This window comes from Streptomyces sp. AHU1, from assembly GCF_045343905.1.
Lineage (GTDB): Bacteria > Actinomycetota > Actinomycetes > Streptomycetales > Streptomycetaceae > Streptomyces > Streptomyces triticiradicis.
In genome coordinates this window covers 2233753-2248894 of the sequence record NZ_CP174283.1, presented here as the reverse complement: position 1 = coordinate 2248894, position 15142 = coordinate 2233753, and the positions used below count along the sequence as shown (strand labels likewise).

At 72.5% G+C, this 15142-nt stretch carries 17 protein-coding genes; 11 read left to right on the top strand and 6 right to left on the bottom strand.

What is annotated here, in order from left to right; all coding sequences use genetic code 11:
* Positions 1-7: 7 nt before the first annotated feature.
* The 6 genes from ACICHK_RS10300 to ACICHK_RS10275 all read left to right on the top strand — a co-directional run bounded on the left by ACICHK_RS10300 (position 8) and on the right by ACICHK_RS10275 (position 5964).
* Positions 8-1360 carry a segregation/condensation protein A gene (locus ACICHK_RS10300; RefSeq protein WP_406836657.1) on the top strand — a complete coding sequence of 451 codons (1353 nt, stop codon included), beginning with the start codon at positions 8-10 and terminating at the stop codon, positions 1358-1360.
* Positions 1357-2013, top strand: coding sequence for an SMC-Scp complex subunit ScpB (gene scpB / locus ACICHK_RS10295; protein WP_103551480.1), 657 nt, complete (start codon positions 1357-1359; stop codon positions 2011-2013). Before ACICHK_RS10300 ends, scpB begins: the two co-directional genes overlap by 4 nt.
* Positions 2013-3245 carry a pseudouridine synthase gene (locus tag ACICHK_RS10290; protein ID WP_151474662.1) on the top strand — a complete coding sequence of 411 codons (1233 nt, stop codon included), beginning with the start codon at positions 2013-2015 and terminating at the stop codon, positions 3243-3245. The genes scpB and ACICHK_RS10290 overlap by 1 nt, the downstream gene beginning before the upstream one ends.
* A gap of 170 nt (positions 3246-3415) precedes the next feature.
* Entirely contained in the window at positions 3416-4159 is a 744-nt protein-coding gene (locus ACICHK_RS10285; protein WP_406836656.1) for an NUDIX hydrolase, read from the top strand.
* Positions 4160-4170: 11 nt separating this feature from the next.
* Complete coding sequence (locus tag ACICHK_RS10280) at positions 4171-5193, top strand: ADP-ribosylglycohydrolase family protein (RefSeq protein ID WP_406836655.1); 1023 nt, start codon at positions 4171-4173, stop codon at positions 5191-5193.
* Between the two features lie 3 nt (positions 5194-5196).
* Entirely contained in the window at positions 5197-5964 is a 768-nt protein-coding gene (locus tag ACICHK_RS10275) for a DNA polymerase beta superfamily protein (RefSeq protein WP_151474665.1), read from the top strand.
* On the opposite strand, the gene ACICHK_RS10270 is transcribed toward ACICHK_RS10275, so the two are convergent.
* From ACICHK_RS10270 to ACICHK_RS10255, 4 genes are all read right to left on the bottom strand, one after another.
* Positions 5961-6614: a DNA polymerase beta superfamily protein gene (locus ACICHK_RS10270; RefSeq protein ID WP_406841187.1), complete on the bottom strand. Its 654-nt coding sequence runs from the start codon at positions 6612-6614 to the stop codon at positions 5961-5963. The genes ACICHK_RS10275 and ACICHK_RS10270 overlap by 4 nt on opposite strands.
* A 156-nt stretch (positions 6615-6770) precedes the next feature.
* Positions 6771-7181: a Rieske (2Fe-2S) protein gene (locus ACICHK_RS10265; RefSeq protein WP_406836654.1), complete on the bottom strand. Its 411-nt coding sequence runs from the start codon at positions 7179-7181 to the stop codon at positions 6771-6773.
* The gene (locus ACICHK_RS10260; RefSeq protein WP_151474668.1) at positions 7178-7762 is read right to left on the bottom strand and encodes a DUF6529 family protein; all 585 of its coding nucleotides are present in this window, start codon (positions 7760-7762) and stop codon (positions 7178-7180) included. Before ACICHK_RS10260 ends, ACICHK_RS10265 begins: the two co-directional genes overlap by 4 nt.
* A 24-nt stretch (positions 7763-7786) precedes the next feature.
* A complete protein-coding gene (locus ACICHK_RS10255; protein ID WP_406836653.1) occupies positions 7787-8464 on the bottom strand; it encodes a hypothetical protein in 678 nt (225 codons plus the stop codon).
* 256 nt (positions 8465-8720) lie between these two features.
* Here ACICHK_RS10255 and aroH point away from each other — a divergent pair, with 256 nt between their 5' ends.
* The 5 genes from aroH (at position 8721) to der (ending at position 13226) form a co-directional block, all read left to right on the top strand.
* A complete protein-coding gene (gene aroH / locus ACICHK_RS10250) occupies positions 8721-9083 on the top strand; it encodes a chorismate mutase (protein ID WP_037628600.1) in 363 nt (120 codons plus the stop codon).
* Positions 9080-10165 carry a prephenate dehydrogenase gene (locus ACICHK_RS10245; protein ID WP_103551489.1) on the top strand — a complete coding sequence of 362 codons (1086 nt, stop codon included), beginning with the start codon at positions 9080-9082 and terminating at the stop codon, positions 10163-10165. Before aroH ends, ACICHK_RS10245 begins: the two co-directional genes overlap by 4 nt.
* A 138-nt stretch (positions 10166-10303) precedes the next feature.
* Positions 10304-10999 carry a (d)CMP kinase gene (gene cmk / locus ACICHK_RS10240; RefSeq protein ID WP_151474671.1) on the top strand — a complete coding sequence of 232 codons (696 nt, stop codon included), beginning with the start codon at positions 10304-10306 and terminating at the stop codon, positions 10997-10999.
* A complete protein-coding gene (locus tag ACICHK_RS10235; protein ID WP_404818697.1) occupies positions 10957-11670 on the top strand; it encodes a lysophospholipid acyltransferase family protein in 714 nt (237 codons plus the stop codon). Before cmk ends, ACICHK_RS10235 begins: the two co-directional genes overlap by 43 nt.
* 77 nt (positions 11671-11747) lie before the next feature.
* Entirely contained in the window at positions 11748-13226 is a 1479-nt protein-coding gene (gene der / locus ACICHK_RS10230; RefSeq protein ID WP_406836652.1) for a ribosome biogenesis GTPase Der, read from the top strand.
* Positions 13227-13303: 77 nt separating this feature from the next.
* Here der and ACICHK_RS10225 read toward each other — a convergent pair whose 3' ends face one another.
* Both ACICHK_RS10225 and ACICHK_RS10220 read right to left on the bottom strand, forming a co-directional pair.
* A complete protein-coding gene (locus ACICHK_RS10225) occupies positions 13304-13645 on the bottom strand; it encodes a hypothetical protein (protein ID WP_151474673.1) in 342 nt (113 codons plus the stop codon).
* A gap of 266 nt (positions 13646-13911) precedes the next feature.
* Positions 13912-14685 carry a hypothetical protein gene (locus tag ACICHK_RS10220; RefSeq protein WP_151474674.1) on the bottom strand — a complete coding sequence of 258 codons (774 nt, stop codon included), beginning with the start codon at positions 14683-14685 and terminating at the stop codon, positions 13912-13914.
* Between the last annotated feature and the right edge of the window lie 457 nt (positions 14686-15142).

The window sequence follows — 15142 nt, the reverse complement described above, 5'->3', positions numbered from 1 at the left end:
GACGGTCATGACCTCGAACGTCCCGCCTCCGTCCGCCGCCCCCGGCGGCCGTAGGCGTGTGCTGGGGCACGGTCCCGGCACCGCGCCGGGACCGGCCGAGGCCCCACCCGGCGCCCCACCGTCCGCACCGCCTCCGGCGCCCGTACCGCCGTCGGACCCGGCCGCCGAACCGCGGACCGAGCCCCCGGAGGCTCCCGGGGAGGCTCCCCGGGAGCCGCGGGAGGGCGCCGGGAGGCCCCGAGGGCCCGGAACACCGGCCGAGCCCTCCGAGGCGCCGGGAGACCCCGTGGAGCGCTCCGAGGCGGGCGCGACGCCGGAGGAACCCGCCGAGCGGCCGACGGCGGCCGAAGGGGCGGCCGGGGCGCCTCCGGCCTCCACGGCGGCCACGAAGCCGCGCCGGAGGCCCGGTGAGCCGCTCGGGGCACCCGTGCCGCCCCGGGCGCCGAAGGCGCCCGGAGGGACCGCGGGGAAAGCCCCGGGGTCCGGGACGGACGACGCGGGCGCTGGGGACGCCGGCGACTCCAGGACCGGTGGTGTCTTCACGGTGCGGCTCTCGAATTTCGAGGGGCCCTTCGACCTGCTGCTCCAGCTGATCTCCAAGCACAAGCTCGACGTCACCGAAGTGGCGCTGTCCAAGGTCACCGACGAATTCATGGCGCACATCCGGGCGATGGGCCCGGACTGGGACCTCGACCGGACGACCGAGTTCCTCGTCGTCGCGGCGACCCTGCTCGATCTGAAGACGGCCCGGCTGCTGCCGGCCGCGGAGGTCGAGGACGAGGCCGACCTGGCCCTGCTGGAGGCCCGGGACCTGCTGTTCGCCCGGCTGCTGCAGTACCGCGCGTACAAACAGATCGCCGACATCTTCAGCACGCGGCTGGCGGAGGAGTCCCGCCGCTATCCCCGTACCGTCGGCCTGGAGGCGCAGTACGCCGAACTGCTGCCCGAGGTCGTCATCAGCATCGGGGCGGAGGGGCTCGCGAAGCTCGCCGTGAAGGCGATGCAGCCGAAACCCAAGCCGCAGGTGTACGTCGACCACATCCACGCGCCGCTCGTCAGCGTGCAGGAACAGGCCGGGATCGTGGTGGCGCGGCTGCGGGAACTCGGCGAGGCCAGCTTCCGCTCGCTCGTCGAGGACACCGACGACGCCCTCACCGTGGTCGCCCGCTTCCTGGCCCTGCTGGAGCTCTACCGGGAGAAGGCCGTCGCCCTGGACCAGGAGGAGGCCCTCGGGGACCTCGTGGTGCGCTGGACGGGCGGGGAGGGCGACGAGGGGCCGCGCGTGACCGACGAGTTCGACCGGCCGGCCGAAGCGGTGAAGGACGGGGCGGGGCGCGGGAGCGAGAAGGAGAAGGCGTGAGCGAGGAGACCACCGGCACCCCCGCGGGGCCGCCCACCGTCGCCGACCTCGATCTCGGGGCCGCCCTGGAGGCCGTCCTGATGGTCGTGGACGAGCCGGCCACCGAGGAGCACCTCGCCAGGATCCTGGAGCGGCCCAGGCGGCAGATCGCGGACGCGCTGCGCGCGCTGGCCGACGAGTACACCGTCCAGGGCCGCGGTTTCGAGCTCAGGCTGATCGCGGGCGGCTGGCGTTTCTACTCGCGTCCCGCGTACGCGAGCGCGGTCGAACGCTTCGTCCTGGACGGCCAGCAGGCCCGGCTCACCCAGGCGGCCCTGGAGACGCTCGCCGTCGTCGCCTACCGCCAGCCGGTCAGCCGCTCCAGGGTCTCGGCGGTCCGCGGGGTCAACTGCGACGGCGTGATGCGCACCCTCCTCCAGCGCGGTCTGGTCGAGGAGGCGGGCACGGAACCCGAAACAGGTGCGATCCTGTACACGACGACGAACTACTTCCTGGAGCGAATGGGCCTGCGAGGCCTGGACGAGCTTCCGGAGCTCGCGCCCTTCCTCCCCGAGGCGGACGCGATCGAGGCAGAGACGCTGGAAGGGGTCCCGTCGTTCGATCCGGACGCACCGGATGCAGACGCAGACGACACGACGACGACGGAACTTTGATGCGAAGCAGTGGCAGCGGCAGTGGCAGCAACAGCGGGCGCGGCAACCCGCGCGGAACCGGCGGCAGCGGCGGTTCCCGCGGCGGCGGCGGTTCCCGCGGGACCGGCGGTGGCCGCGGGTCCGGCGGGGGCGGTGGCCCGCGCGGTGGTGGCGGGGGCGGTTCGCGGGGCACGGGCGGGAGCGGTTCGCGGGGCACGGGCGGGAGCGGCTTCCAGCCGAGGAGCTCGGCCGCGGGGCGCGACGACCGGCCGAAGCGTCCCAGCAAGCCCCGTCCCGAGGAGCGCCGCTACGACGTAGGCCCCGGCGCCTCGCAGGACGGCCCCAAGTCCGGGCGCGGAGCCTCCGCGCGCGGCGGCGCCAAGGGCGGCCCCCGGCAGGGCCAGCAGCGCGGCGGCCGGACCGAGCCCGCGCGCTCCCGTGAGTACGAGACCCGGACCGAGGAGCGCAACCGCGACCGGTACGCGGGCAAGCCGGAGATCAAGCTGCCCAAGACGTTCCCGGGCGCCGAGCAGGAGGGCGAGCGCCTGCAGAAGGTGCTCGCGCGCGCGGGCTACGGCTCCCGGCGGGCCTGCGAGGAACTGGTCGAGCAGGCCAGGGTCGAGGTCAACGGGCAGATCGTCCTGGAGCAGGGGCTGCGCGTCGACACGGACAAGGACGAGATCAAGGTCGACGGTCTGACCGTCGCCACGCAGTCGTACCAGTTCTTCTCGCTGAACAAGCCGGCCGGTGTCGTCTCCACGATGGAGGACAACGAGGGCCGCCAGTGCCTCGGCGACTACGTGACCAACCGCGAGACGCGGCTCTTCCACGTGGGACGGCTCGACACCGAGACCGAGGGCGTCATCCTGCTCACCAACCACGGCGAGCTGGCGCACCGGCTGACCCACCCCAAGTACGGCGTGAAGAAGGTCTACCTCGCGCACATCGTGGGCCCGATCCCGCGCGACCTGGGCAAGCGGCTCAAGGACGGCATCCAGCTGGAGGACGGGTACGCGAAGGCGGACCACTTCCGCGTCGTCGAGCAGACCGGCAAGAACTACCTCGTCGAGGTGACCCTGCACGAGGGCCGCAAGCACATCGTGCGCCGCATGCTCGCCGAGGCCGGCTTCCCGGTCGACAAGCTGGTGCGCGTCGCCTTCGGCCCGATCACCCTGGGTGACCAGAAGTCGGGCTGGCTGCGCCGCCTGTCGAACACCGAGGTCGGCATGCTCATGGCCGAGGTCGGTCTCTGACCTCCGCGAGCCCCTGCGACGGCCGGTCCCGGAACTCCTCCGGGGCCGGCCGGTCCGTTTTCCACCCCTCCGACGGCAACTTCCCCGGCCGAAAGCCTTGTTGACATCCGTCGCTCCCTTTATGGTCGTACTGACCATGGTCAAGGTGACCATGAAGGAGGGGTGTGGGGGTGGAGGCGGAAGAGAACCGGGCCCCGGGGGGCGCGGCACCCGAGGGGTACGACAAGTACGCCTTCGAGCCCTTCGCCGTCACCGTCGACCTGGCCGTCCTGACCGTGCGCGCGGGCGCGCTCCAGGTGCTGCTGGTCGAGCGGGGCACGCAGCCGTACGCCGGCCGCTGGGCCCTGCCCGGCGGCTTCGTGCTGCCCCACGAGTCCGCCGAGGAGGCGGCCCGGCGCGAACTCGCCGAGGAGACCGGCCTGTCGGACCTCACGGGCCTCCACCTGGAGCAGCTGCGCACCTACAGCGAACCCGGCCGCGACCCCCGGATGCGGGTCGTCTCCGTCGCGTTCGCCGCACTGCTGTCCGACCCTCCCGAACCGCACGGCGGCGGCGACGCGGCGCGCGCCATGTGGCAGCCGTACGACGACCTCGGCCCGCTCGCCTTCGACCACGACCGGATCCTCGCCGACGCCCATGAACGCGTGGGCGCCAAACTCGAGTACTCCTGTCTCGCCACGTCCTTCTGCCCGCCCGAGTTCACCCTCGGAGAGCTGCAGCACGTCTACGAGACGGTGTGGGGCACCGCGCTCGACCGGCCCAACTTCCGGCGCAAGGTCCTCGCCACGCCCGGATTCGTCGAACAGGTTCCCGGCGCCGCGCGCCTCACCGGCGGCCGCGGCAAACCCGCCGCCCTCTACCGCGCGGGCGGCGCCAAGGTCCTGCACCCACCCCTGCTGCGCCCCACCCCGTAAGGACGGTCCCGATGACCAGCACGACCCCGGCCAAACGCGCCGCCACCGGTTCCCTCATCGGTCTGGCCCTCGGCGACGCGCTCGGGTTCCCCACCGAGTTCAACACCGTGCCCGCCATCCTCGAGAAGTGCGGCCCCTGGCGGCAGATGGAGCTGCCCAGGCCCGCGATCGTCACCGACGACACCCAGATGACCCTGGCGCTCGCGGGCGGGCTGCGCACCGCCATGGACCGCGGGCTGCTCGGCCCGCTGCGGATGGAACGGCCGGTCCGCGAGGAGTTCGTGGACTGGTACCGGTCGCCCGAGAACAACCGGGCCCCCGGCCGGACCTGCCTGACCGCCTGCAACCTCCTCAAGGACGAGGGGCGCCGCTGGCAGGAGGCCAGCCAGACCGGCTCCAAGGGCTGCGGCGCCAACATGCGCGTCGCGCCCGTCGGGCTCGCCCGCGGACTCAGCGACGAACAGCGCGCGGGCGCGGCCCAGCTCCAGGCCGCGCTCACCCACGGCCACCCCACGGCGCTCGCCGCCTCGGACCTCACCGCGCACACCGTCCGGCTGCTCTCCCAGGGCACCCCGCCCGCGGAACTGGTCGGCCTGCTGCTCGCCTACGCGCACGACAACCGGTACCGCTACCACTCCCGCTGGCTCGGCGACCTGTGGACCTTCACCCACGACGCCGGCCCCGAGCAGTACATATCCCGCGGCTGGGACGAGTGCATCGCGGTCCTGGAGAACCTCCGCCGGGCCGTGCGCACCGCCTCGCCCGAGGACGACCCCTGTCTGGCCACCGGCGCGGGCTGGATCGCCGAGGAGGCGTTCGCCACCGGGCTGCTGTGCTTCCTGATGTTCGTCGACGAACCCGTCACCGCGCTGCGCCGGGCCGCCTGCACCTCGGGCGACTCCGACTCCATCGCCTGCCTGACCGGGGCGTTCGCGGGCGCCCACCACGGCGCGGAGGCCTGGCCGGGCGACTGGGCCGACCGCATCGAGTACCACGGCGACCTCATGTCCCTGGGGGCGCTCTGGGATGCTTGAGACATGACAGACGTCCTCGGCATCGGCCCCGACCTCGCGAGCGTGGTGGGCGAACAGCCCGACCCCGTGCTCTTCGCCACCGTCTCGGGGGCGCATCTGTACGGCTTCCCGTCCCGCGACTCCGACGTCGACCTGCGCGGTGTCCACCTGCTGCCGACGGCCGACCTGGTCGGGCTGACCGAGCCGGAGGAGACCCGCTCCCGGATGTGGATGCGGGACGGGACCGAGATGGACCTGGTCACCCACGACCTGCGCAAGTTCGTACGGCTGATGCTGCGGCGCAACGGCTATGTGCTGGAACAGCTGCTGTCGCCGCTGGTCGTGCACACCGGCGACGAGCACCGTGAGCTGGTCTCGTTCGCCCCCGGGGTCATCACCCGCCACCACGCCCACCACTACCGGGGGTTCGCGGCCACGCAGTGGCGGCTCTTCGAGAAGAGCGGCGAACTCAAGCCGCTGCTCTACACGTTCCGCGTGCTGCTCACCGGCGTCCACCTCATGCGCAGCGGCGAGGTGCAGGCCGATCTGCCCACGCTGGCCGGGCAGATCGCCTCTCCCGCGTACCTCCCGGACCTGATCGCCGCGAAGGCGGAGCGTGAGCACGGGCCCGCGGACGTCCCGCGCGCCCGGGTGGAGGAGGACGTGGAGCGGCTGCACGTGCTCCTCGACGAGGCGCAGGACGCCTCCACGCTGCCGGACGCCCCCTCCGCGCACGACGATCTGCACGCCTTCGTCGTCAGGGTCCGTCTGGAGGGGGTCCGGGAGGGCTAGCGGTCCCCGACGGAGTCCCGGAGCGCCGAGGCCCGCCGGACCCGGACCAGGAAGTCCTCCACGCGCGCGTGGTCCGGCTCGGGCGGGAGCGGGCTGCGGGCGGCCGCCTCGTCGGTCTCCGCCGCCAGCCGGACCATCCGGCGGTCGACCTCGTCCCAGGGCACCTCGCCCCGCTTCACCGCGAGCAGCGGCTCGCGCTGTTCCCCGACGTCGATCGTCAGGGACCCGGTGCGCAGCAGATCGCGCGAACTCGTCAGCAGGCGCAGCAGGTGCATGGCGTGCTTCCAGCGCGGGGCGCCGTGCGTGCGGACGTCGGCCTCCAGCTTCTTGCGCTGGCCCAGGGCGTAGCGGGCGAACGTCTCGTGCGCCTGACGGGAGAGGAAGGCCCGGCGCAGGGCGAGGAGCTCGCGGCCGGTGTCGTCCACGTGCTCGACGAGCGGGGAGTGCAGGCACTCCAGGATGTTCGGGTTGGAGCGCAGCGCGAGCGAACAGAACCGCTCCAGCTCCCAGCTGAACTGCTCCGGCTCCGGGCCCTCGACGTGCGTCGGCGGTTTCTCGAAGCGCCAGAACAGCGGGGTCGGGGCGAGGAAGACGCCCCGGACGTCCGTGTCACTGGTGTCCGTGGCCAGTCCGAAGGCACGTGACCCCATCACGCAGGAGTAGACGGTGTGGTCCCGCACCAGCGAGAGCCCGGCCGCGGAGACGGCCGGGGCGGGTGACCCGGAGGACACCGCCGGTGCGGGGGAGGCCGGGGCTGCCCGGTGTGCGGGAGGTTCGGAGCGCATGCCGGGAGCGTACGGGCCCGCTCACGCCAGGCGGATCGAGTTTCCCTCCACGGTGATCTGCTCCGCGGGCAGCGGACGCGTCGCGGGACCGTTCTTCACCGCCCCGTCCTCGACGCTGAACCTGCTGCCGTGGCACGGACAGTCGATGGTGCCGTTCGCGACCTTGTCGACGAGGCACCCCTGGTGCGTGCAGACCGCCGAGAACGCCTTGAAGTCACCCTTCGCCGGCTGGGTGACGACGACCTTCTGGTCCTTGAAGATCATGCCCCCGCCGACCGGGACGGCGCCCGTCGTGGTGAGCTGCCGGCCGCTGGAGGCCTTCGGGGACGAGTCCGAGGAGCCGCCGCCGCTGTCGTACTTGCTGCATCCCGCGAGCAGCGCGGACGCCCCCGTGGCGAGGATCACCGTGCGCCGCGTCGAGCGGTGGGTCATGTCGTCACTCCGAACGTGCGGAAGAACCAGAAGGCGGACGTCAGCCAGACGGCGGTGAGCACGGTGAAGACGAGGCCGCCGATGACGGGCAGCAGCCAGCCGGGCAGGCGCTCCGAGCGGAGCAGCAGCATCTTGGCACTGAAGGCACCGAAGAAGAAGCACCCCAGGAGCGAGTGCCACATGACGCGGGTGCTGTACGTCTGATAGCCCAACGCGTACAGGCAGTGGACCGCGACCGGCACCGCCACCAGGAACGCGATCCGTCCCGACCACCGGTGCAGCGCCGCCGCCCACGCCGGGCCGGGCAGCTTTCCGTACAGCATGAGCGCCGAGACGAGCTGGACGAGGGCGAAGAAGAACGCCGTCGTCGCCAGCCAGGACTTCACGGCGCCCGTGCTGCTGAAACCGGCGAGGTTGAAGGCCGTTCCCGTGGGGTCGTGGACCTTGCCGTAGGCGCCGAGGCCGACCGCGACGGCCGCGGCGACCAGGGCCGGGACGAGATAGCGCGCCGCGCCCGGGCGGCCGTGGCCGGGCGGCGGAGGGGGAAAGCCCTGGGTGGCGGCGTTCGGGTCCACGGTCATGAACGGCTCCTGTGGCAGAGGAGGTCAGGGGGTGACGGGACGGGCGACGATCTTCTGGCCGTCGATCGTCACGGCACCGGTCTCCGGGTCGATCTCCGGTGCCGCCGAAGGCGTGCCGTCGCGCTCGACGACGCCGACCTGCTTTCCGCCGGGCAGCACGATCCAGCCGCCGTCGATCTTCGCTCCGCGCACGGTGGCCGTCGCCCGGTACAGGCCGGAGGGCTTGACGGCCCTGTCGGCCGTGAAGGCGTACCGCTGTCCGCCGACGGCGGCGGTGCCGCGGATCAGTTTGTGGTCCTGGAGGGTCCCGTCCAGTTCGTCGCCGTTCCCGCCCGTGAGCTTCATCGTGCCGTCGGCCTCGACGTCGCCCTTCAGCCAGGACTCCTTGTCGTGCCCGTCGCAGAAGTACGCGATCGCCCTGCCGCCCCGCAGGGAGACCGCGACCGCGGAGGTGTCGTCGTCGGTGCGGCCCGCGTAGTCGCCGTCGGGAACGGCGCTGCGGGACGGCGAGGGGCTCGGTGGGAGGCTCGGTGACGGCGAGGTGGAGACGGTCGGCGCGGTGGCCGAGACCGAGACGCCCGGCGACGCCTGCCGGTACGGGTTCGACGCGTTCTTCGTCCCCGTCGTCGCGTTGAGCACCAGCAGGAACACGGCGAACACGAGTCCCGCGAGAAGGGTGAGAAGGGGTCCTGGTCGCTTCATCCGTGCCTCCCCCGGGGGCGGGTCTCCTGCCATGAGAGCGGACGCGCGCGCCCGAGTCCAGAGGCACACGGGCGCGTTCCCACCGGACGGCGCGGAATGGGGCGATTCGGGTGACACCGGTGTCGCCGGGCGCCGATGCTGGCCGGATCCGGCGCCCGGCCCCCGTCTCGTCAGGCGGGCGCCGCGCACCCGCGCCCGGAGGGCTGACTACGCTGGTGTGACACGACGTGCACACAGATCAGCGAGGAGCATCACCGTGGCGGTACGAGCGGTCCGGGGCGCCGTCCAACTGGAACGGGACGAGGCCGGCCACATGGACGAGCAGGTCAGCGAGCTGCTCACCGCCATCCTGGAGCGCAACGCGCTGACCACGGACGACCTGATCAGCATCTGGTTCACGGCGACCCCCGATCTGCACAGCGACTTCCCGGCCGCGGCGGCCCGCAAGCTCGGCATCGTCGACGTCCCGCTGATCTGCGCGCAGGAGCTGGACATCGAGGGCGCGATGCCCCGGGTGGTCCGGGTCCTCGCGCACATCGAGTCCGACCGGCCGCGCGCCGACGTCGTGCACGTCTACCTCGGCGCCGCTGGCGCCCTGCGCAAGGACATCGCCCAGTGAGGACCGCGCTCGTCATCGGAACCGGGCTGATCGGCACGTCCGCGGCCCTCGCGCTCGCCGCCCGCGGCGTCGTCGTCCACCTCGCCGACCACGACCCGGAGCAGGCCCGTACCGCGGCCGCGCTCGGCGCCGGCACGGACGAGGCCCCCGAGGGGCCGGTCGACCTCGCGATCGTCGCCGCCCCGCCGGCGCACGTCGCCGCGACCCTCGCGGACGCCATGCGCCGCGGTCTCGCCCGCGGATACCTGGACGTCGCCAGCGTCAAGGGCGGTCCCCGCCGCGAGCTGGAGGCGCTCGGCCTCGACCTCACCCCGTACATCGGCACGCACCCCATGTCGGGCCGCGAGAAGTCCGGCCCGCTGGCCGCGAGCGGTGACCTCTTCGAGGGCCGGCCCTGGGTGCTCACCCCGACCCGGGACACGGACACCGAGGTCCTGAACCTCGCCCTGGAACTGGTGTCGCACTGCCGTGCCGTGCCCGTCGTCATGGACGCGGACGCCCACGACCGCGCCGTGGCGCTCGTCTCGCACATGCCGCACCTGGTGTCCAGCATGGTCGCCGCGCGCCTGGAGCACGCCGAGGAGACGGCGGTACGGCTCTGCGGGCAGGGCATCCGCGACGTGACCCGGATCGCGGCCTCCGACCCCCGGATGTGGATCGACATCCTCTCCGCGAACCCGGGCCCCGTCGCGGACCTCCTCGCCGACGTCTCCGCCGACCTCGACGAGACGGTCCGGGCCCTGCGCGCCCTGCAGTCCTCCGACGAGGCCAAGCGCCGCGAGGGCGCCGGCGGCATCGAGGACGTCCTGCGCCGCGGCAACGCGGGCCAGGTCCGCGTCCCCGGCAAGCACGGCTCCGCGCCGCGCGTCTACGAGGTCGTGGCCGTCCTCATCGACGACCAGCCCGGTCAGCTCGCCCGCATCTTCGCCGACGCGGGGATGGCCGGGGTCAACATCGAGGACGTACGCATCGAGCACGCCACCGGTCAGCAGGCCGGTCTGGTGCAGCTCATGGTGGAGCCCAAGGCGGTGCCGGTCCTCGGCGCCGCGCTGCGGGAACGGGGCTGGGCGCTGCGCCAGTGAGGGCGCCGCCGGGAAGGGCCGGTGGCACCGCCGCCGGGAAGGGCCAGTAATGCGGGGTCCGCGGGGCCGGTAACCTTGTGCGGGGCGCGCTCGCGCCCCGCAGAGACCCCCACCCCGCACCAGGAAGGTGTTCCCACCGTGGAAAACGGCGCCGCCCGTACCGCCCAGGCTGTGATTGTCGCCATCGACGGCCCCTCCGGCACGGGCAAGTCGAGCACCTCGAAGGCCGTGGCCGCCAAGCTCGGTCTGAGCTACCTGGACACCGGGGCCCAGTACCGCGCCATCACGTGGTGGATGGTCAGCAACGACATCGACATCACGGACCCCTCCGCGATCGCCGCCGTCGCCGGGAAGCCGGAGATCGTCTCCGGCACCGACCCGGCCGAGCCGACCATCACGGTCGACGGGACCGACGTCGCCGGCCCGATCCGTACGCAGGAGGTCACCTCCAAGGTCAGCGCGGTCAGCGCCGTGCCCGAGGTGCGGGCCCGCATCACCGAGCTGCAGCGCGCGCTCGCCGCGTCCGCGCCGGCCGGCATAGTCGTCGAGGGCCGGGACATCGGCACCACCGTGCTGCCCGACGCCGACCTGAAGATCTTCCTCACCGCCTCCCCGGAGGCCCGTGCCGCCCGGCGCAGCGGCGAGCTGAAGGGCGCGGACATCAACGCGACCCGTGAGGCGCTGGTCAAGCGGGACGAGGCCGACTCCAGCCGCAAGACCTCGCCCCTCGCCAAGGCGGACGACGCGGTCGAGGTGGACACCTCCGACCTCACGCTCGAGCAGGTCATCGAGTGTGTCGTCACCCTCGTCGAGGAGAAGCGGGCCGCCGCGTGAGCGCACCTTCCGCGAGAGGCGCCGAGGTCGGACGCCGCATCGGCGTCGGCCTGATGTACGGACTGTGGAAGCCGCGCGTGCTCGGCGCCTGGAAGGTCCCCGCGACCGGCCCGGCGATCCTCGCCGTGAACCACTCGCACAACATCGACGGGCCGATGGTCATGGGCGTCGCGCCCAGGCCCACGCACTTCCTGATCAAGAAGGAGGCGTTCGTCGGCCCGCTCGACCCGTTCCTGCTGGGCATCGGCCAGCTGAAGGTCGACCGGGAGATCGCCGACCGCACGGCCATCACCGACGCCCTCGGCGTCCTGGCCTCCGGCGGGGTCCTCGGGATCTTCCCGGAGGGCACCCGGGGCGAGGGCGACTTCGCCTCGCTGCGGGCCGGGCTCGCGTACTTCGCGGTGCGCAGCGGAGCCCCGATCGTCCCCGTGGCGGTGCTGGGGAGTTCCGAGCGGACCAGCCGGCTGACCAAGGCGCTGCCCCCGCTGCGCAGCAGGGTCGACGTCGTCTTCGGCGACCCCTTCGAAGCGGGCGACGGCAGCGGCCGGCGCACCCGACAGGCACTGGACGAGGCCACCGGCCGCATCCAGAAGCAGCTCAGCGCCCATCTGGACCACGCCAGACACCTGACCGGACGCACGGAAAACGCCGGGCGCCGCGCCGGGCGTTAGACGACACTTAGTAGTGGATCACCCGGTTCACGGGCGTTCCACCGATCACCACGAATGAACGACGAGGTACGGACTTCATGAACGACCACATCCAGCCCGACGGCTCGGCAGAGCACGATCACGGGGCGCTTGGCGATGCCGAGTACGCGGAGTTCATGGAGCTCGCCGCGGAAGAGGGCTTCGACATCGAGGACGTCGAGGGCGCGATCGAGGAGGCGGGTCACGGCCCGCTGCCCGTCCTCGCCGTCGTCGGCCGCCCGAACGTCGGCAAGTCGACCCTGGTCAACCGCATCATCGGCCGTCGCGAGGCGGTCGTCGAGGACAAGCCCGGCGTCACCCGCGACCGCGTCACCTACGAGGCCGAGTGGGCGGGCCGCCGCTTCAAGGTCGTCGACACCGGCGGCTGGGAGCAGGACGTCCTCGGCATCGACGCGTCCGTCGCCGCCCAGGCGGAGTACGCGATCGAGGCCTCCGACGCGGTGGTCTTCGTCGTCGACGCCAAGGTCGGCGCGACCGACACGGACGAGGCGGTCGTACGTCTCCTGCGCAAGGCCGGCAAGCCCGTCGTCCTGTGCGCCAACAAGGTCGACGGCATGAGCGGCGAGTCCGACGCCGCGTACCTGTGGTCCCTCGGTCTCGGGGAGCCGCACCCGGTCTCCGCGCTGCACGGCCGCGGCACCGGCGACATGCTCGACGCCGTTTTGGAGGCGCTGCCCGAGGCCCCGGCGCAGACCTTCGGCACCGCGGTCGGCGGCCCCCGCCGCATCGCCCTCATCGGCCGCCCGAACGTCGGCAAGTCCTCGCTGCTGAACAAGGTGGCGGGCGAGGAGCGCGTGGTCGTCAACGAGCTCGCGGGCACCACCCGGGACCCGGTCGACGAGCTCATCGAACTCGGCGGCATCACCTGGAAGTTCGTCGACACGGCGGGCATCCGCAAGCGCGTCCACCTCCAGCAGGGCGCCGACTACTACGCCTCGCTGCGCACCGCCGCCGCCGTCGAGAAGGCCGAGGTCGCGGTCATCCTGATCGACGCGTCCGAGACCATCTCGGTGCAGGACCAGCGCATCGTCACCATGGCCGTCGAGGCCGGCCGCGCCGTCGTCCTCGCCTTCAACAAGTGGGACACCCTCGACGAGGAGCGCCGCTACTACCTGGAGCGGGAGATCGAGACCGAGCTCCTCCAGGTGGCCTGGGCGCCCCGGGTGAACGTCTCGGCCCGCACCGGCCGCCACATGGAGAAGCTCGTCCCGGCGATCGAGACGGCCCTGGAGGGCTGGGAGACCCGCGTCCCGACCGGCCGTCTGAACGCCTTCCTCGGCGAGCTGGTCGCCGCCCACCCGCACCCGGTCCGCGGCGGCAAGCAGCCCCGCATCCTGTTCGGTACGCAGGCGGGCACCAAGCCCCCGCGGTTCGTGCTCTTCGCCTCCGGCTTCATCGAGGCGGGTTACCGCCGCTTCATCGAGCGCCGGCTGCGCGAGGAGTTCGGCTTCGAGGGCACGCCGCTCCACATCTCGGTGCGGGTGCGCGAGAAGCGCGGCACCAACAAGAAGAAGTAACGCCCACGCGTGACGTGTGAGGGGCGGCTCCCCGGGGGAGCCGCCCCTCACACGTCACCGCTCGCGGACCTCGCCGCTCACAGGCCCCTGCGCGGGGCGGGCGGCAGTGCGGCCGGGATGTGGTGCATGCCGGTGCCGTGCTGGCGGCCGCCCGGCTGCCAGACGGCCGTCGTCGTCGTGGTGTGTCCGTGCTGCGCGGCGATCTGCCGGGTCGTCTGCGCCCCCGCGCTGTACGAGCTGTACGAGCCCGGGGAGCTGAACGAGTTCGGGCCGCGCCCGAGGATCCCGAAGGCCTTGAAGTCCAGGTTCTCCTCGCCGTGCCGGTCACCGGGCAGGGTCCTGAACGCCCTGATCCACTCGGCGTGGAGCGCGTCGTAGATCGGCGTGGCCGATGAGCCGCCCTGATGAGGATCATGCACCGGTCGCGACGCCGTCACCTCTCTGCTCGAACGGAGGGGGGAGCCAGAGGCAGGGACCGGCTGGAAGGGCCGGTGGCCGGGGACGTCGTAGGTGTGCACGTACGTGCCAACGACCCGGCCGTCCAACGGATGCGGCCGGGACGGTCATTTCGTGGTCCGTCCGGAGTGAGCGGCGCGCGCGGGGGCGCGGAGAACCGCGCGGGCACCCCTGAGCGGCCTGCCCGGCCGCCCGCCCGCGGTTCCCCGCCCTGCCCCGCGGGCCCGCCTCAGATGCCGGCGAGCGGCATCGCCGCCGCGACCAGCTTGCCGTTGGCCGCCGCCTTGTCGAGCGCGTCGCGCAGCAGGTCCTCCCGGGGCTGACGGCCGATCGAACCGACCGGCGCCGCGAACAGGAGCACCTGCTGGAGCTTGTTGGCCGCGGCGCGCCAGCTGTCGGTGACCTGGAGCGCCTGGTGGGCCTGCCACCAGGCGACGGGCGAGCCGCCTCCGGCGCCCGGCTGGAGCACGGCGTGCAGTTGGCCCGCCGCGAGCAGTACGGACCAGCCGTGCAGGACGGGCGGCACCGAGTTCAGCTCGGTCGCGGGCATGAAGCCCTGCTCGATCAGCAGGGGCAGGAAGTCGTCGCCGATGTCGGTCGAGCCGGGACGGACGATCGGCCCCGTCGGCTCGACGACGAGCGCCGGGTGCAGCTCGCCGTTGATCAGGACGAGTCCGCTGGTGACGCCGAGCACGGCCTGTTCGGGGGCGAGGTCGGCGGGCGCGCCGTCGGGGTGGATCGAGCGGACGGCGCCCTGGAGTTGTTCCTCGGTGACCTGCACGACCTGTGAGGGCAGGCAGGTGGCGTGGGCGAAGGCGAGGACGGCGGTCTCGTCGCCGATGAACAGGACGGTGCTGGTGCGCTCCTGTTCCGAGTCGCCCGGGGTGCGGCACGACGTGCAGTCGTAACTGCCGGGGGCGTTCTCTCCGGCGAGCAGCCGGTCGGCTTCTTCGTCGCCGATCTCGGCGCGTACGTCGTCGCTGACGTCGAGCATGCGCGGCACGGTGGCTCCTCGGGATGCGGTGCGTGGCGGCGCCGGGTGGCTCCCGGCCCATGAGCCGGGGGTTCCCGGCTCATGAAGATGTCAACGGGTGATCTGTGGCCGGAGTCACGCCCGAGAGCGAACGGAATCGAACCATCCGACGCCCAGGGTGAAGGCGCCCCCGGAATTGGTTACTCCCAGTCAACTTCGAGGAGTACGAAGGAAGTTGAATGGGTGAAGTGAGTCACAGATCGCAAGAGGTGCAGGTCGACAAATCCGGAAATCACCCAATGAAATGGGTGGCCGAAAATCGACGATACCCGGGGTAACGGCTAACTGGCCTCGAATGACAAGGAGTTGGTTGATATCGGGGCGCCCGGCTCCATAGATTCCTCCGCCGTGTGCAACGAGCACCGCTCGGGTACGTCCGCCGACCGATCCTCCTCGGATCACAGCACGCCGTCGGCGGACGGGTCGG